This is a genomic window from Alcaligenes faecalis, from assembly GCF_009497775.1.
Classification (GTDB): Bacteria; Pseudomonadota; Gammaproteobacteria; order Burkholderiales; family Burkholderiaceae_B; genus Alcaligenes; species Alcaligenes faecalis_D.
In genome coordinates, this window is sequence record NZ_CP031012.1 from 317,594 (window position 1) to 333,088 (window position 15,495).

General features: G+C 59.5%; 10 protein-coding genes. 3 read left to right on the plus strand and 7 right to left on the minus strand.

The genetic code is table 11. The annotated features are described in order from the left end of the window. Nucleotides 1-163 precede the first annotated feature (163 nt). The 3 genes from DUD43_RS01450 (at nucleotide 164) to DUD43_RS01460 (ending at nucleotide 5,179) form a co-directional block, all read left to right on the plus strand. Nucleotides 164-1,780 (plus strand): EAL domain-containing protein, encoded by a 1,617-nt coding sequence (locus tag DUD43_RS01450; RefSeq protein ID WP_153228840.1) that lies wholly within the window; start codon nucleotides 164-166, stop codon nucleotides 1,778-1,780. Nucleotides 1,781-1,944: 164 nt separating this feature from the next. Next, on the plus strand, nucleotides 1,945-3,492 hold the full coding sequence (locus DUD43_RS01455) for a methyl-accepting chemotaxis protein (RefSeq protein WP_228125866.1): 1,548 nt from the start codon (nucleotides 1,945-1,947) through the stop codon (nucleotides 3,490-3,492). A 109-nt stretch (nucleotides 3,493-3,601) separates the two neighbouring features. Then, nucleotides 3,602-5,179, plus strand: a complete 1,578-nt coding sequence (locus tag DUD43_RS01460; RefSeq protein ID WP_153228842.1) for an alpha/beta hydrolase — start codon at nucleotides 3,602-3,604, stop codon at nucleotides 5,177-5,179. A 644-nt stretch (nucleotides 5,180-5,823) separates the two neighbouring features. On the opposite strand, the gene DUD43_RS01465 is transcribed toward DUD43_RS01460, so the two are convergent. The 7 genes from DUD43_RS01465 to DUD43_RS01495 all read right to left on the minus strand — a co-directional run bounded on the left by DUD43_RS01465 (nucleotide 5,824) and on the right by DUD43_RS01495 (nucleotide 15,494). Further along, nucleotides 5,824-6,612: a 2,3-dihydro-2,3-dihydroxybenzoate dehydrogenase gene (locus tag DUD43_RS01465; protein ID WP_153228843.1), complete on the minus strand. Its 789-nt coding sequence runs from the start codon at nucleotides 6,610-6,612 to the stop codon at nucleotides 5,824-5,826. 13 nt (nucleotides 6,613-6,625) lie between these two features. Continuing rightward, nucleotides 6,626-7,264, minus strand: a complete 639-nt coding sequence (locus tag DUD43_RS01470; RefSeq protein ID WP_153228844.1) for an isochorismatase family protein — start codon at nucleotides 7,262-7,264, stop codon at nucleotides 6,626-6,628. Nucleotides 7,265-7,280: 16 nt separating this feature from the next. Next, entirely contained in the window at nucleotides 7,281-8,486 is a 1,206-nt protein-coding gene (locus tag DUD43_RS01475) for an isochorismate synthase (RefSeq protein ID WP_153228845.1), read from the minus strand. 68 nt (nucleotides 8,487-8,554) lie between these two features. Further along, nucleotides 8,555-9,952 (minus strand): YncE family protein, encoded by a 1,398-nt coding sequence (locus DUD43_RS01480; RefSeq protein WP_153228846.1) that lies wholly within the window; start codon nucleotides 9,950-9,952, stop codon nucleotides 8,555-8,557. A gap of 97 nt (nucleotides 9,953-10,049) precedes the next feature. Then, nucleotides 10,050-11,300 (minus strand): enterobactin transporter EntS, encoded by a 1,251-nt coding sequence (gene entS, locus DUD43_RS01485; protein ID WP_153228847.1) that lies wholly within the window; start codon nucleotides 11,298-11,300, stop codon nucleotides 10,050-10,052. Between the two features lie 3 nt (nucleotides 11,301-11,303). Next, a complete protein-coding gene (locus DUD43_RS01490; RefSeq protein WP_153228848.1) occupies nucleotides 11,304-15,227 on the minus strand; it encodes a non-ribosomal peptide synthetase in 3,924 nt (1,307 codons plus the stop codon). 21 nt (nucleotides 15,228-15,248) lie between these two features. Then, the gene (locus DUD43_RS01495) at nucleotides 15,249-15,494 is read right to left on the minus strand and encodes a phosphopantetheine-binding protein (RefSeq protein WP_042488626.1); all 246 of its coding nucleotides are present in this window, start codon (nucleotides 15,492-15,494) and stop codon (nucleotides 15,249-15,251) included. Nucleotide 15,495 lies beyond the last annotated feature (1 nt).

Sequence of the window (15,495 nt, forward strand, 5' to 3'; positions counted from 1 at the left end):
GGACGTTATTTTGAAGACAAAAAATTTCAAACGCCACATTTGACCATTCTTTACTTTGTGCTCCGTATTCTAGAAGTGATAATTCTAACTATTGATAAAAATAGTATTGTCGGCCCTCGTCGGGACCGCCGTGGGACTGACAATAATTAAATAGTAGGCGCTTATGGAACATGCACGCTGCGTGTTGATTGTTTTGGAAGAAGGCGAAGGCTTGCACTACTGGCTGGAGCAACTGCGGGTTTTCGGTACCAAGACAAGCGTTGTCAGATCCCTGGAGAAGGTCGCGGAGGCGCGTCTGAGCCAGGCTGATCTGCTGCTGTTTCCTGTCGAGACGGGCTACGTGCCTTTGATGGTGGCCAAGTTGCGCAATGACTTTGGTTCCCTGGGTATCGTGGCCGTTCAGTCCGGCCTGTCTGCCAGCGCCCGTGTGCAGCTGCTGCTGACGGGGGCGGACGCGTGTCTGGCACTGGATGTGCAAGTGCCCGAGCTGATGGCCTGGTGCCATGCTGTGCGTCGCCGGAATGTTTATGCTGCCGTGGGTGCCGCCCAGGCGATAGAAGAGGTTCAGGACCATAGCGGCCAGCAGGAATGGATCTTGCGCGACAAGGGCTGGACGCTGGTGGCTCCCAATGGGGTAGGCCTGGAGCTGACCCATAGCGAGCGTCAATTGATGGACGCCTTTATTCGCCATGCGGATGCCCGTTTCAGCCGTGAAGACCTGATGCGCGACAAGGGACTGGCTGCCAGCGACAGCCGCGCCGTGGATTCCCTGATCAGCCGTTTGCGCCGCAAGGCCAGCCAGGCTGGTGTGGCCTTGCCGATCAAATCGGTGCACGGCTGGGGCTATACCTTTACGGGCAAATTGATCGCCCAGCAAGAGCCACAAGACACGGAAATCATGGAGTTTTACGCGCCGCGTGACGATCAGGAGGCATCCCAGCCCACGCCGCTGGAACTCTTGCGTGCTTTGGAAACGCTGGATGTGCTGGACCCCCATGCCAGCGAAGCGCTGTCTTTCTCTTATCAGTTGCGGGTGGCGACCAGCACAGGTCAATACAGTGGTGTGGATGCTCAGGTGTTCTGGACCTCGCCCACAGGCTTGCGTTTGTCCTCGGACCTGGTGCTGCGCCATATGCCGGACTCGATCCACCGTCAGGCTTTGTGTGAATGGATGCTGCGCACCCTGATGGCTGACGTGCGTCGCTGGTGGCAGGAGTATTCGCTGCGTGCCAGCCATATCGGCCTGAAGTTGCCCATTGATATGCTGCTGCCTATGTACAAGCGCATGCCCAGCATGTTGCGTCAGTTCGAGCTGCAGCCTTGTTGTGTGGAGCTGGACTTGTTCAGCGACGAGGAGTTGGAAGAAACGCCGGAATTGATCCAGGCTTTGCAATTCCTGAAAGAGCAGGACATTCAGGTCTGGCTGACCAGTCCTGATATTGAAAACACCAAGCTCAACCGTTTGCGTGGCTGGCCGATCAGCGGGGTCAAGCTGGAAGCCGAGGTGATTCAACGAGCCTGCCGTGAACCAACGTTCAAGGCTTTGCTGGAAACCGCGTGCCATTTGCTGAGCGAGCAGGGCTTTGAACTGGTCATCAAAGGCGTGGATAACCTGGAACAGCGTGATCTGGCACTGAATCTGGAACTGGGTCACTACCAGGGGCGTCTGACCTCGGAATTGATGTCCGAAGACGGCTTCCTGCTGACTTTGGCCAGTAGCGAACCCTCTTTTGGCCAAGGCCATGACGCATCCCGACGCCTGAGCGGTAGTGTTTTGTAAGCCGCCTTAGCATCCAATCATCTCGATATGTAACTTTAGTTAAGTATTTCAAGCCCGAGGCCGTTACCCAGCTTGTTCGATGGGGCCTCCTTGCAGGCCGACCGTGCTGACACGGTCGGTTTTTGCGTACCTGGGACCTGTCTCTTCAGCGTTGCTCGGGGAATATGATGCGTTTGGGCTTGAAACAGAAGTTGTGGTTGCCATTGATCTTGTGCTTGATGGCTTTGGTGGCGGTTTTTGCGTTTGTGAACTATCAGCTCTATCAGGCACAGATGGAAGAGCGAAGAACCAGTTTGCAGCACATCGTCAATATTGCAGCGAACATTACGCAGGACTACCAGCAACTGGTCAGCAAAGGCGTTCTCAGCAAGGAAGAGGCGCAAAAGCAGGCGCTGCAACGCATCAGCAGTATCCGTTTTGGACAGGAAGGCTACGTGTCGGTGTTATCGACCGATGTGGTGTCCATCATGAATCCCAGCCGACCGGAGCTGGACGGTCAGGACGTCAGTGCCGTGGTCGATAGCAATGGGGTGCATCCTTTTGCCGAGATGAGCCGCATCGGCCGCAATGGCGGTGAAGGCTTTCTGGAGTATCACTGGCCCAAGCTCAGCGACAAGAGCAATGCGCCCAAACTGGCCTTTGGTAAGGGGGTGACGCAGTGGGATTGGGTGCTGACCTCGGGCGTGTATATCGACAATATCCAGGCGCGTTTCCTGAACAATCTGCTCAGCTCTTCGATCGTGTTCATTCTGATCGTGCTGCTGGTATCGACCGTCACCGTGTTCTTGGCGCGCCAGATCTTTGCCGAGCTGGGCGCTGAACCCAAGATTTTGCATGGAGCGGCCCAGGCCATTGCTAATGGCGATTTGCGTGTGGCACATTCCTTGCGTTCGATTCCGGACAATAGCGTGATGGCGTCCATCGAGCAGATGCGCCTGAAGCTGAACGAGGTCATGCGCACGCTGCAACACAGCAGTGGCGTGATTGCGGACGATACCTCGCAGCTGTCTGTGGGCAATCTGGAGCTGTCCAGCCGCACGACTCAGCAGGCGGCGGCCTTGCAGGAAACAGCATCGGCCATGGAAGAGATGACCGGTACGGTGCGCATGAGCGAAGAAAACGCCATGCGGGCTGAGGAAGTCTCCAGCCAGGTGCAGAAAACCGCTCAGCACGGTGGCCAGATGGTCAGCGAGCTGGTGGACCGCATGGGCGCGATTCGTGACACCAGCGGCAAGGTGGCGGACATCACCACGGTGATTAACTCGATTGCCTTCCAGACGAATATTCTGGCCTTGAACGCCGCTGTGGAAGCCGCGCGAGCCGGTGAACAAGGTCGAGGTTTTGCGGTGGTGGCCGGTGAAGTGCGTGCCTTGGCGCAGCGTACGACCGCTTCTGCCCAGGAGATTGCTCAATTGGTGGAGGCGTCCTCCAACAGCACCCGCGAAGGGGTGCAGTTGATGGGGCAGGTGGGTGAGGTCATTGATGAGATGGTCACCGGCAGCTCGCAAGTGATGACGATTGTTCACGAGATTGCGGCTTCTACTCGCGAGCAAACCATTGGTATCGAGCAAATCAATGTGGCTGTGGGTCAGCTGGATTCGGCCACTCAGCAAAACGCGGAGATGGTGAACCAGGTGGCGCACACCTCCAGCGAGTTGCAAGACCAGGTACAAGAGCTGGATCGTTTGATTCAGGCTTTCCGTCTGGGGTGATAAAAGGCGCCGCCTCGCGCCAGCCAAGGGGTGCGCTGATTATTTTTGATCGTATACTGCTTCTTGGTACTGGGCTTGTCCTGCGGCAAACCGGCATTTAGGAGGATGTATGTTGCGCGCACCTGTTGTTGCTGTATTGATGGTGGGAATGGTTGGGTCGGCTTGGGCGGCTACGCTGCCTTCGGCTCAAGGTGAAGTTCAGGCGCACGAACATCATGAACGAATACTGAGCTTGCAACAGAATGATCTGGTGCAAGGCAGTTGGCAGCACAGTGGTGATGTGGCGCTGGAGTTATTCGGCCCCGATGGCAAGGCGATTCGTCATTGGGCGGATGCACCGGAGCGGGGCGGTCCTTTTGGCTTTATTGCCAGCACGGCGGGCGAGTATCGTTTGCGTGTGCTGGGGCAGGGCGAGTATCAGTGGCAGGTCAAATCGGTCACGGCTCCCCAAACGCCGGCTCAGGCCGAACCTTTGCAAGGTGATGTGATCCGTCAGTGGAGCATGCGGTTGCGCGCTGGCGAGCCATCTCGCGGTTTTTGGGATTATGTGCAGCGTGTGGGTTCTCCTTTGGTGGAGCGCTACAGCAATACGCATGATCGCGTCACGTTTGTCTGGCGCGGTGCCCAGAACGAGGTGCGTCTGCACGGCGGGCCTTTCTCTTATACCGATCGCATGCATCGCTTGGGCGAGTCGGATATCTGGTACATCACCTACGATTTGCCGCGTGATGCCCGTTTTGCTTATCGCATGGCACCGGATGTGCCTTATGTAGGTCAGAACCTGGCGCGTGAAGTGCTGCGGGCGGCTTTGCAGCGCGATCCTCATAATTCCCAGGTTTTGCCGGAAAACAGCAAGGATCTGTTTGATGGTGAGTCGGTCTTGCGTTTGACGCAGGCTCCGGCCGAGGTGGTGAGCCTGGAGCCGCAGCAGTTGGGGCAGGGACAATGGCGTACGGAACGCTTGCCCAGCGAGGCCTTGGGTGTGGAGCGGCAGGTGCAGATTTATCAGCCTGCTGGCACTCGGGCCCAGGAAATTGATCACACTTTGATTTTGTTCGATGGTCGTGACTATCGGGATTTGGCGCGCGCGCCTGCCATGTTGGACACTTTGATTGCGCAGGGGCGTGTGGAGCCTATGTGGCTGGTCCTGGTGGACAATCCGGGCATGGCGGAACGGGCACGGGAATTGCCGCCGAATGAGGCTTACATCAAGTTTCTGGACAAGGAGCTGATGCCTTGGTTGAATGCCCAGGGTGTGCAGTCGACGGCGGACAAGACGGCGATTGGTGGCTCCAGTTATGGTGGTTTGGCCGCCATGAATGCTGCGTGGCGTTTGCCGCAGTGGTTTGGCAATGTCCTGAGCATGTCGGGGTCGTTCTGGTGGGCTCCGACGGGTGATGCTCGTGGGCAGTGGCTGACGCGCCAGATGGCGGATTCGCCTGCTGTGCCAGTGAAGGTTTATATGAGCGCGGGGGTGTTCGAGTCTTCAGGCTCCAGCCGGGATGTCAGCCTGGTGCAGGCTAATCGTCATCTGGATGATGTGCTGCGGGCACGGGGGTATGACGTGCGTTACGTGGAAAGCGCGACGGCGCATGATTTTGTGGCTTGGAGGGATGCTTTGGCTTTGGGGCTGGAGCATTTGTTTGGGATTGAGCAGGTTGAAGAGCCTGTTCAGGAGAAGAAGTAGTTGTAGCTGGGCTTAAGTTGTGAGGTACGGGCTATAGACAGGCTCAGTCGACTGGACCGGGAGGCTGTTCGGGTCGGGGCAGGCTCAGGCGGGGCTGAGCGTTTGCTGGTGCTGCGCACCAGTACCCTTGGCATAAGATTGCTACGGGCGGGGCCTGAACTCGCCGGGTACTTGGTCCCCCGGACCAAGTACAAACGCCCGGCTCAAACAGCAGGCCCCTTGCATCCCTACGCAATCTCATGCCCGCGGCAAGCACTCTGATCCGCCCCGCCTGAGCCTGCCCCGACCCGAACAGCATGGCAGCAGTGCTCTTGAGTGGGCCTGCTTTCAACGGCTGTAGGTTGGGGCGTTTGGAACGCTGCAGTTGCTCGATCTAGTTCATAAGACTCGACTGAGTTAAGGGGAATCCGACAGGGGGACCTGCACTGAGCAGGTCTAATCTGATGCAGGCCTGACTGCGCTTGGCTTTAATTAATCTCGTTCGCGATGTGTTGGTTCGCGTGTATTTTTCCTTGGCCCGGCAATATGTGCCCAGTCCTTATCGGCACTGGCTCTAATATTGGTGTGCGCATGCTTGTGTCCGGACTCGTTCCGATGAGCAATAAAAAAGGGCGGAGATTCCGCCCTTTTTTGCGTCTGGCTGTTTAGCCTTGGTCCAGTGTGGCACCGCCGTCCACGCGCAGGTCGGACAGGGTGATGTGGCTGGCGCGGTCCGAGAGCAGGAACAGGACGGCTTCCGCGATTTCTTCGGGGGTGGCGATTTTTTGCAGGGGGATGCCCAGGCGGTAGTTTTCGCCGGAGCCCGCGATGACGGTTTCGCGTGAGCTGCCTTGTGCCCACATGGCTTGTTGCATGGGGGTGTCGGTGGAGCCGGGGGAGATGACGTTCACCCGGATGCCGTGTGGGGCCAGTTCCAGGCCCAGGCAGCGGCTCAGTTGGGTGACGGCAGCTTTGGAGGCGGCGTAGGCGCCCATGGCGATGCGTGGGGTGGCGGCGGAGTTGGAGCTGACGTTGACGATGGCGCCTTGTTTGCGCTCGATCATGCCTTTGGCCACGTTGCGGCAGACGTTAAAGACGCCGGTGGTGTTGATGGCAAAGGTGCGATCCCATTGTTCGTTGCTCAGCTCGGTGATGCGGCCCATTTGCAGGACGCCCGCCACACAGGCCAGGCGCTGGATGGGCCCCAGTTTTTCCTGGCCTTGGGCCAGCGCTGCATCGACGGCATCGGCCTGGCTGATGTCGACCAGGTGGCAGGAGACGCGCTCGCTGTAGCTGGACTGGCTCAGTTGGGTCAGGCCTTCTACGTCCAGGTCCAGGGCGATGACGCGTGCGCCTCGCTCCAGCAGCAGTTTGGTCACGGCAGCGCCAATGCCACGGGCGGCGCCCGTGACGGCGACGCATTCGCCTGCAAATTCTTGTGTGTTAGTGCTCATGTGTGCGTCCTGTTTAGCTTTGCAGGCTGTCCTGGATTTCGGTGCAGGTCAGGCTGACGCCGCAGCGTTGCGAGACGTGGCGGATGGCCATTTGGTGTTCTTCCAGAGAGAAGTCGGCAACGCCGTCGATGGCCAGGAAGGGCTGCACGTCTTGCATGAAGGCTTCCAGGGCGGTGGTCATGCAGCCGATGTGGGCGTAGACGCCCGTGATGATCAGTTGGTCACGGCCCAGATTGCGCAGTTGCTCTCGCAGGTCGGAGCGCTGGAAGGCGCTGTAACGCCATTTGGTCAGCATGATGTCCTGCTCGGCCGGTGTCAGCTCCGGCACGACGGCTTGCTGGGTGTGAAATTCGGTGGCGGTCAGGCCTGGGCCCCAGAAATCGTTCAGCAAGGCACGGTCTTTCTCGGGCTGCTCGGTAGGCTGGGCGGTATAGAACACGGGAATCCCCAGCTTGTGGCAGACGTCGCGCAGGGCGGCGATGCGTTCGATCAGCATGGGGATAGGGGCCTGGCTCATATCGTATTTCTGCAGAAAGTAGGTCTGCATGTCGTGAATGAGCAGGGCGGCACGATTTGCCTGTGGGCGCCAATTGACGCGGTTGGCTACGGGGGTTTGAGGCAGCTCGTAGCTGGGCAACGCGTGAATGGTCATAAGTCGTGTCTCCGTTTTAAAGTGTTATGTTTTGCGCCAGACCCAGTGAGTTGATCAGGGTCATGAGTTTATTGCCGGTTTCCTGGCGCTCCAGGGCAGGGACGGAGCCGTCCACAATGCCGGCGCCAGCCGATAAGGTCAGGCCTTGCTGGGTGTAGTGGCCGCAGCGAATGGCCACGGCCCATTCGCCGTTTCCTTCATGGTCGTTCCAGCCTATGGCGCCTGCAAAGTAGCCGCGATCAAAGACTTCGGTGGCTTCGATGGCCTGCATGGCTGGCTGGGTAGGCAGGCCGCAGACGGCCGGAGTGGGGTGCATGGCCAGTGCCAGCTCCAGAGAGGTGACGGAAGGGTCACGCAAACGGCCGCTTATACGGGTGGACAGGTGCCACAGGTTGGCGGTGCTGGTCAGGTTGGGGCCGTCGGGCACTTCCATGGAGTCGCAGAACTGGGACAGGATACGCACCACGTCCTGAATCACGTAGGCGTGCTCGCGCAGGTCTTTGCTGGAGGCCATCAAGGTTTCGGCGCTGGTCTGATCGCGCTGCGGATCGGCAAAGCGTGGGGCTGTGCCTGCCAGCGGGTTGACTGTCACCAGATCGCCCTGGCGGCGTACCAGCAGTTCGGGGCTGGCCCCAAAAAACAGGTCCGGGTCTTCGGCCTTGCCGCCTGGCACAGGCAGGGCGTAGGTGTAGCCAGCCGGATTGCTGTGGAGCATGTTGCTCAACACAGTCTGACGATCCAGGGCTTCGTTCAGTGTGATGGTCACGGTGCGGGCCATCACAGTTTTGGAAATGTTCTGTTCGCGCATCGTTGCCAGGATGCGGCTGACGCTGTCTTCGTAGCCTTCGCCATCGGGCAGCAAGCTTTGGCTGGCAATGGTGTTGCCGGATTTGGCCAGCGGTGGGCGCTGGACCGGGCGCAGCAAGACGGGATCGCGCCGGTATTCCTTGGGCACTCGCAAATAGGCTTCGCGGGCCGGGTTAAAGGGGATTACGCCCAGCAGGAGGGGGGCGTCCAGACCTTCCTGTGCAGCTTGCGACAGCAAGGTTCGGGCATCGTCCAGCAATTGCCCCTGGGCATTATTGGTATGCCGCTCCAGTGCCGTGCCGTGTGCCATCAAACTGACGGAGGGAGAGGCAAATACGCTGCTGTCGGCCCGGTAATGCTTTAGCCATTCTTCAATGGCGGCAGGGCGGACTTGATCGTCGATACGGCTGTTCATAGGAGTCCTTTTTAAGGGCAGGGGTTTTGCCTTTGCGCCCCTTTTCATGGAAGGGGCGCGTCGGGCGATTACTTCAGGTGAAGACGCGTGATGCGGTCAGCAGTCTGGTCAGCCTTACCTTTGGATTTGTTGACCAGGTAGGCATTGCCTTCGCCATCCAGCGAGACGTGGTTGGGGAAGCTGCCGCCGTCCAGATTGGCAACGATTTCGCCTTTACCGTTAACAGCGGTCACGGTGCCTGCACCGCGAGAGGCCACGTAGGCCAGGGATGTCTTGGGATCAAAGACCACGTTCAAGGCGCCAGCGCCAATCTTGATGTCGTGCTGAATGGCACCGTCTTTGGCGTTGATGATCAGCAGGTTGTCGCTGCCTTGGGCGGCCACATAGACTTGATCATTCTTGCTGTCTACCGATACGCCAGCCAGGCCACGAGCGCCAGGAATGGGGAATACGGTTTGAGCATTGCCGTTTTTCAGATCCACAATGATCAGCTCATTGGTGCTGGCGCTGACGGTGTACAGACGGTCTTTTTCAGCGTCCAGGATCAGGCTCATGCTGCCGGGCTTGTTGCGGGTTTTCGATTGCAGTTCGATCGGGTCCAACTGAGTCAGCTTTTTGGTGTCGAACACGGCCAGGGTGTCAGCGCCGGGCGAGGACACGTAAGCGCGGTTGGTCTTTTCGTCCACAACCACATCACGTGGGTGGCTGACGACGCCGTCTTCAAACTGTTTGACCAGTTTCAGGTCTTTCTGGCTGTAGACAGCGATGGAGCTGCTGCGGGTGTTGGTAACCCAGACATTGCCTTGCTTGTCGTCCACGTCCACGCCATAAACGGCTTGAACCTGGCCATCGTCACGGCCTTTTTGTGCGGCCGGTGTCACGCTGGCTTCAACGGCCAGGGTCTTGGGGTTAACTTTGAGCAGCTGCGATTGCTTGACCGGTGGGCGGCCCACGGCGGAGGTCACGAACAGCACTTTGTTCTTGGGGCTGTAAGCGCTTTGGTACAAGCCGGGCACCAGGTGCTGGGATTGCAGTTCAAATTTGTCCTGGCCGCTCAGTTCAACTTTAGGAGAAACCTTCAGGTTGAAGATGCCGGCGGTCGAGGGCTTGCTGACCTGCATGACCACGGGGTGCACGCCAACGGCGGCTTCGGCAGGAATGGCAACGGTGGTGCTCAGATTGCCTTCTTTGTCAGCGACCAGCGCTTGAGGTGTCAGAGTGTGGCCGTTTTGCAGCAGGATCACTTCCTGGCCAGGTGTGAAACCACGGCCTGCCAGTTGGGCTTCATTACCTGCATAGACCACACCAGCGGCATTCATGGAGCCGCGGAAGTCAACATCAGGCTGGTCAAAAGCGGGGGCCGCAAAGGCATTGGCCAGGGACAGGGACAGGACGGCTGCGCTCAGGCCGGCCTTGCGCAGCAGTGCAGCAGGGGTACGGCGAATGCAATTGACATTGATTAGCATCTTTTAATCCTAAATAAAGGTTCGGTCGACAAGACGGTCCATGTAGGAGATCTTTCTACAGGCGTGCAGCAGGCGTGGGTAGAACAAAATCGAGATGTCAGGCATTGGGTGGGCCATCCTGTTTGCTGGCCGAACGCAGGCCTTGATTGAGAATTCCGAAACCACCCGCTACCGCGGCACAGGCCAAGCCCCCTACCGCAACGGCGACGGCCGGGCTGAGCAGGCGGGACAGATAGCCCATTTGCATATTGCCCAGAGCCTGGCCCAGAGAGTACTGCGTCATCCACAGGCTGGAGACACGGCCCAGGAGGTAGTCGGGAGTGTGGTGCTGAACCAGCGCCATACGCATGATTTTGGAAATGGTATCGGCGGCACCCATGATGGCCAGACAAATCAGGGCCCACCATAAGGTCGGTTGCAGGGACAGGGCGGCCACGGCCAAACCCCAGATCAGCACGGCAATCACAATGGCTGCACCGGGGCGGGAGACTTGGCGGCACCAGCCGCTGGACAGGGCGGCCAGCGTGGCACCTACAGCCGGAGCGGCGTAAAGGTAGCCGGTGGCAGTGGCACCCATCTTCAAAATGGTGTCGCCCCATTCGGGCATCAAAGCCAGAGGCGTCGCCAGAATCAGGGCGGCCAGATCAATCAGCAGCAGGGCGCGCAGCAAGGGGTGGCTGGCGACAAAGGTCAGCCCATCGCGCAGGGACTGGAAGGCATTTTTCTGTGGCTGCTTGCCGGCTTGCGGAGGCAAGGGCGGCAGAGCACGCAAGAGCAAAGGGGTGACGATGACACCACACAGCACGATCACGTAGCAGAACACCAGGCCAGGGCCTGCAATCAGTACGCCTGCCAGTGCTGGCCCGATAATGCCGCCCAATTGCATGGCCAGACCGGACAGCGCAGCCGCAGCGGCCAGCTTGTCGCGACCGACCAGCGCCGGGGTGGCCGACATCATGGCCGGAACGCTGATCCCGCCTGCTGCGCCACCAATGGCCGCAGCTACATAAATCAGCCAGACCTGGGGGTTGGGCAAGAGCGTATTGAGCAGGAACAGCACCACGCTGATGATATAGACGCTGCGCGACCAGACCATCAAGCTGCGTCTGTCCATACGGTCGGACAAGACACCGCCCGCAATCAGGGCCAGCACCATGGGGGTGGCCATGGACACGTTCAGAAAGGCAACGGCCACACTGGATTTGGTCAGCTCATAGAGCTGCACGCTGGCAGCCACCATCAGCATGCCGGTGACCAGCACGGTCGCGGCCCGAGCGAAGTAGGCAAAGCGGAAGGCTCGGCTTTCGATCAGCGGTGAGATATCCAGAAAGAAACGTCTTACAGACATGGCTTATACATCGAGTTCAGGTTGAGCTTGTGCCTGTTCGGCAAAAGCCATGGCCGAGTCCATCAGCGGGGCCATGATGGCCACAGCTTCAGTACCGGTCAAATGAGCGTGCAGGGAGGCAATGTCGTGCACGTCCAGCTGCCCTGCATAGGGCTTCCACAAATCGGGATGCAATTGTGTGCCTGCATGATCCAGCGCCGCGCGGAAATACAGCATGGAGCCGTCATAGGCGTGATGCTCGTACAGACGCACCAGGCGGTTATTGTTTTCCACCACCTGGAATACGCTGTCCAGACGCGTGTCGGGCAGTTCGGCCAGCGGATGACCGCTGCGCTTGAGGAAGTCCACCACACCCTGACGGGTCAGGGAAACGTCGGGCAAGCTGTCCGGGTCGTGACCCGCAATATGCAGCAGCGCCTTGTAGATGGCGTTGGGCTCGGGAGCCGGTTCGTTACGCCAGGCGTCGCTGGGGTAGGCGTCCAGCAAGGACAACATGCCCACCAGTTGACCGCGACGGCGTAGCTCTACGGCCATGGCCTGAGCAATAATGCCGCCTACGGACCAGCCTGCCAGATGGTAGGGGCCGTGCGGCTGAACTTGCTCGATACGGTCCACATAGACTTTGGCCATGGCGTCCAGGCTGCCATCCAGACCCAGCGAGGCGTCAGATAGCACGCTGGCTTGCAAACCATAGACAGCACGGCCTGGAGGAAGGTGACGCGCCAGCGCACCATAGCACCAGGACAAGCCACCGGCCGGGTGAATCACGAACAGCGCAGGCTGATCGTTTTGTGCTGGGCGCAAGGTGATGATGGGACCAAAACCATCGGCTGTCGTACTGCCAGCCTGATCCAGGTGTTTGGCCAGACGGGCAATGGTGGGGTATTCAAAAATAGTGCCAATCGACACGGCCTGACCACGCGCTTCACGCAGCATCAAGGCCAGTTTGGCGGCCAACAGCGAATGTCCGCCCAGGGCGAAGAAGTCGTCGTCGGCGTAAAACGCTTCGCTGCTTTCCAGCACGGTGGCGAAAGCGGCGGCGATTTGATGTTGAGTAGCGCCTTCCAGTGGCAAACCTGCCGAACGTGCCTGCAAGGCAGGGACGGGCAGGGCCTTGCGGTCCAGCTTGCCGTTGGCCGTCACGGGCAGAGCGTCCAGGCTGATCCAGGCGCTGGGCACCATGTAGGACGGCAAGTGCTCGCCTACATAAGCGGCCAGCGTGTTGTCTGTGCACTGGCTGCCTGCTTGCGGCACCCAGTAAGCCACAATCGCCATTTGACCGGGTACATCTTCACGGGCAATAACAGCGACGTGGGCCACATCGGGGTGACGCGCCAGCAAGGCTTCAATTTCGCCCAGCTCGATACGTTGACCGCGCAGCTTGATCTGGTGGTCGGAGCGACCCAGGAAAATAACCGCACCATCGTCACGCCAGCGGGCCACATCGCCGGTGGCGTACATGCGGTCGCCATGCAGGGCGTAAGGATCGGGCACAAAGCGTTCTTCAGTCAGGTCCGGGCGGCCCCAGTAGCCTTGCGCCAGTTGTCGGCCAGCCAGGTACAGATGACCGGCCACGCCGGGCGGTACGGGCTGCAACTGCTCGTCCAGAATGTACAGAGCGGTGTTCCACACGGGGAAACCGATAGGCACAGGCTGGGATTTGTCGTCGCGCGAAGCAGGCCAGTAGGACACGTCCACGGCGGCTTCGGTGGGGCCGTACAGATTGTGCAGCTCGGCGTTCAGCAGGGAATGGAAGCGGTCGCGGGTGGCGGCCGACAGTTCTTCACCACTACAAAACACCAGACGCGGCGCCAGTCCACGAGCGGCAGGCTCATCCAGGAAGGCGCTGAGCATGGAGGGCACAAAGTGCAGCACTGTGATGCTCTGTTCGCGCATCAGGCGGGCGATATGGGCCGGATCGCGGTGCGCTTGTGGCGGGGCCACGACCAGGGTCGCACCCGACAGGAAGGGCAGGAAGAACTCCCACACCGACACGTCAAAGGTGGCCGGGGTCTTTTGCAGAATGCGATCACCGGCACCAATGCCGTAATGCGTTTGCATCCACACCAGACGGTTGACGATGGCGTCGTGGTTGACCAGCACGCCTTTTGGGGTGCCGGTAGAGCCGGAGGTGTAGATCAGGTAAGACGGGTCATGCGGGCCAGCGGCTGTCCAGGCGTCTGCGCTGCAAGCCTGTTCAGGCTGAGGAACCAGCAGGGTGGCGTTCAGCGTGCAATCAGGTTGGCCAACCAGCAGGCGCGGTTGAGCGGCTTGCAAGATGGTGTTCAGGCGATCGGCAGGCTGGTCCAGATCCAGTGGCAAGTAGGCAGCACCGGCACGATGAATAGCCAGCAAGCTCAACACCAGTTCCAGCGAGCGGGGCAGGGCGACGGCGACGATATCGCCGGTCTGCACACCGGCCAGACGCAGTTGCGCGGCCAGATTGGTGGTTTGTTCGTCGATCTGGGCGTAGCTGAGTTTCTTGCCTTCAAACTCCAGGCCATTTTGTTCCGGGTGAGCCTGCAACTGGGCGTGGATCAGTGCCCACAGCGTGGTCTCGGGAACCGGGTGAGCGGTCTGGTTGACGGTTTCAATCCAGTGATAGTGTTCTGCTTCCGTCAGCGTAGGCACAGCAGACAGCGTGTCCGCTTGCAAAGCGCGCAACAGGAACTGTTCGAGACGAACCAGATGGGTTTGAATCTGCTCTTCGGTGTACAGACGCGGATTGGCTTCCACTTCCAGACGCAAACCACCGGCATCGGGCTGGGCGCGGAAGGTGAAGTTCAAGTCTTCCACGGGGCCAGCGCACAGCACAGTCTGGCTGGCGGTCAGGCCCGCTTGTTCGTAGGGGGCATCGAAAGGCAGGACGTTGATGATGGGGCCGTGCAGGCGACGCATGCCACCCAGCAAACCCAGATCACGACGCAGTTGTTCACTGCGATAGCGGCCATGACGACGTGCCTGACGCAGGGCCTTGGAAACCTGAATCAGGTACTGATTCAAAGGCTGGGATTCGTCGATCTGCAAACGCAGCGGAGCCACGTTCATGACGGTGGAGACGATACGGGCGCTGATGTGGCCCAGACGTCCCATCCACGGCACACCGACGGTGCATTCGTCCTGGCGGGTGTGACGGCGCACATAGGCGGCGGTCAGGCCCGTCAGAATGTCTGGCCAACTGATGTCGCTGCTTTGTGCCAGTGCTTGCAGGCTGGCCGTCAGCTCGGGCTTGACGGCGCTGCGTGCCAGCAGGAAATGATGGTCGCTCAAGGCCTGGGATTCGCTCAGGCTTTGGGCGGGTTCTGCATCGCTCAAGGTGTCCAGCCAGAACTGTCTGTCCTTGCTGCGGCGCTCGCTCTCCCGATAGCTTTGATCGTCATCCTGCAAAAGGGTGAACGATTCCAGCTCATGCCCATGATCTTCACGGCCGCTTAACAAGGCCTTGTAGAGCTTGACCACGCGCGTCTCGATCAGCGCCATGCCATAGCCGTCGGCGGCCAGGTGATGGATACGCTGATACCAAAGATGATGCTTGGGCCCCAGCACAAACAGGATGTGCCGTGCCAGTGGCGCAACGGTCGGGTCCAGCGGCGTGCGCAGGTCGGCCATCAACTGGGTTTGGGCTTGTTCGGCACCGTCTGCGTGCGCGGACAGGTCGACAATTTCCAGTTGGATAGGCTCTTGCGGGCGCAGGTACTGGGCCGGGCCATCGGGCGTGTCCACCATGCGCAAGGTCAAGGCATCGGCTTCAGTCAGCGTCAGATTGATGGCTTGCGCAAACAGCGCAGTGTCCAGCGCCGAGTGGATATGGGTGCAATGCCCTGTATTGAAAATCGGGTTGAGCGGGTCCAAACGCTGGGCGTACCACAGACCTTCTTGTGCTTCGGTCAGGGGGCGCAATGGCAGTTCGGAAGGGGAGCTAAACATAAGCGTGTTGCAGTAAGAGAATCAACGACCGTTTTGCTGGGCACGCTCGATCAGCGACCACCATTGGCCCAGGGTCACGACCGAGGCCATTTCGGAAAACTCGATAGGAGCGCCCGCTTCGCGCCAGCGCGTAGCCAAAGTCATGACGCGCATGGAATCCAGGCCCAGATCGATCAGGTTGTCGTCGTCCAGAATGTCCTGCGGGTCTTCATGCAGCATGGCGGCAATGTCTTGCCGCATGCGTTCCAGGGTAAGTGCAGTACTCATG

Coding starts and splice junctions, on each gene's coding strand:
- DUD43_RS01450 (WP_153228840.1), top strand. CDS start 164: ATGGAACATGCACGCTGCGTGTTGATTGTTTTGGAAGAAGGCGAAGGC.
- DUD43_RS01455 (WP_228125866.1), top strand. CDS start 1,945: ATGATGCGTTTGGGCTTGAAACAGAAGTTGTGGTTGCCATTGATCTTG.
- DUD43_RS01460 (WP_153228842.1), top strand. CDS start 3,602: ATGTTGCGCGCACCTGTTGTTGCTGTATTGATGGTGGGAATGGTTGGG.
- DUD43_RS01465 (WP_153228843.1), bottom strand. CDS start 6,612: ATGAGCACTAACACACAAGAATTTGCAGGCGAATGCGTCGCCGTCACG.
- DUD43_RS01470 (WP_153228844.1), bottom strand. CDS start 7,264: ATGACCATTCACGCGTTGCCCAGCTACGAGCTGCCTCAAACCCCCGTA.
- DUD43_RS01475 (WP_153228845.1), bottom strand. CDS start 8,486: ATGAACAGCCGTATCGACGATCAAGTCCGCCCTGCCGCCATTGAAGAA.
- DUD43_RS01480 (WP_153228846.1), bottom strand. CDS start 9,952: ATGCTAATCAATGTCAATTGCATTCGCCGTACCCCTGCTGCACTGCTG.
- entS (WP_153228847.1), bottom strand. CDS start 11,300: ATGTCTGTAAGACGTTTCTTTCTGGATATCTCACCGCTGATCGAAAGC.
- DUD43_RS01490 (WP_153228848.1), bottom strand. CDS start 15,227: ATGTTTAGCTCCCCTTCCGAACTGCCATTGCGCCCCCTGACCGAAGCA.
- DUD43_RS01495 (WP_042488626.1), bottom strand. CDS start 15,494: ATGAGTACTGCACTTACCCTGGAACGCATGCGGCAAGACATTGCCGCC.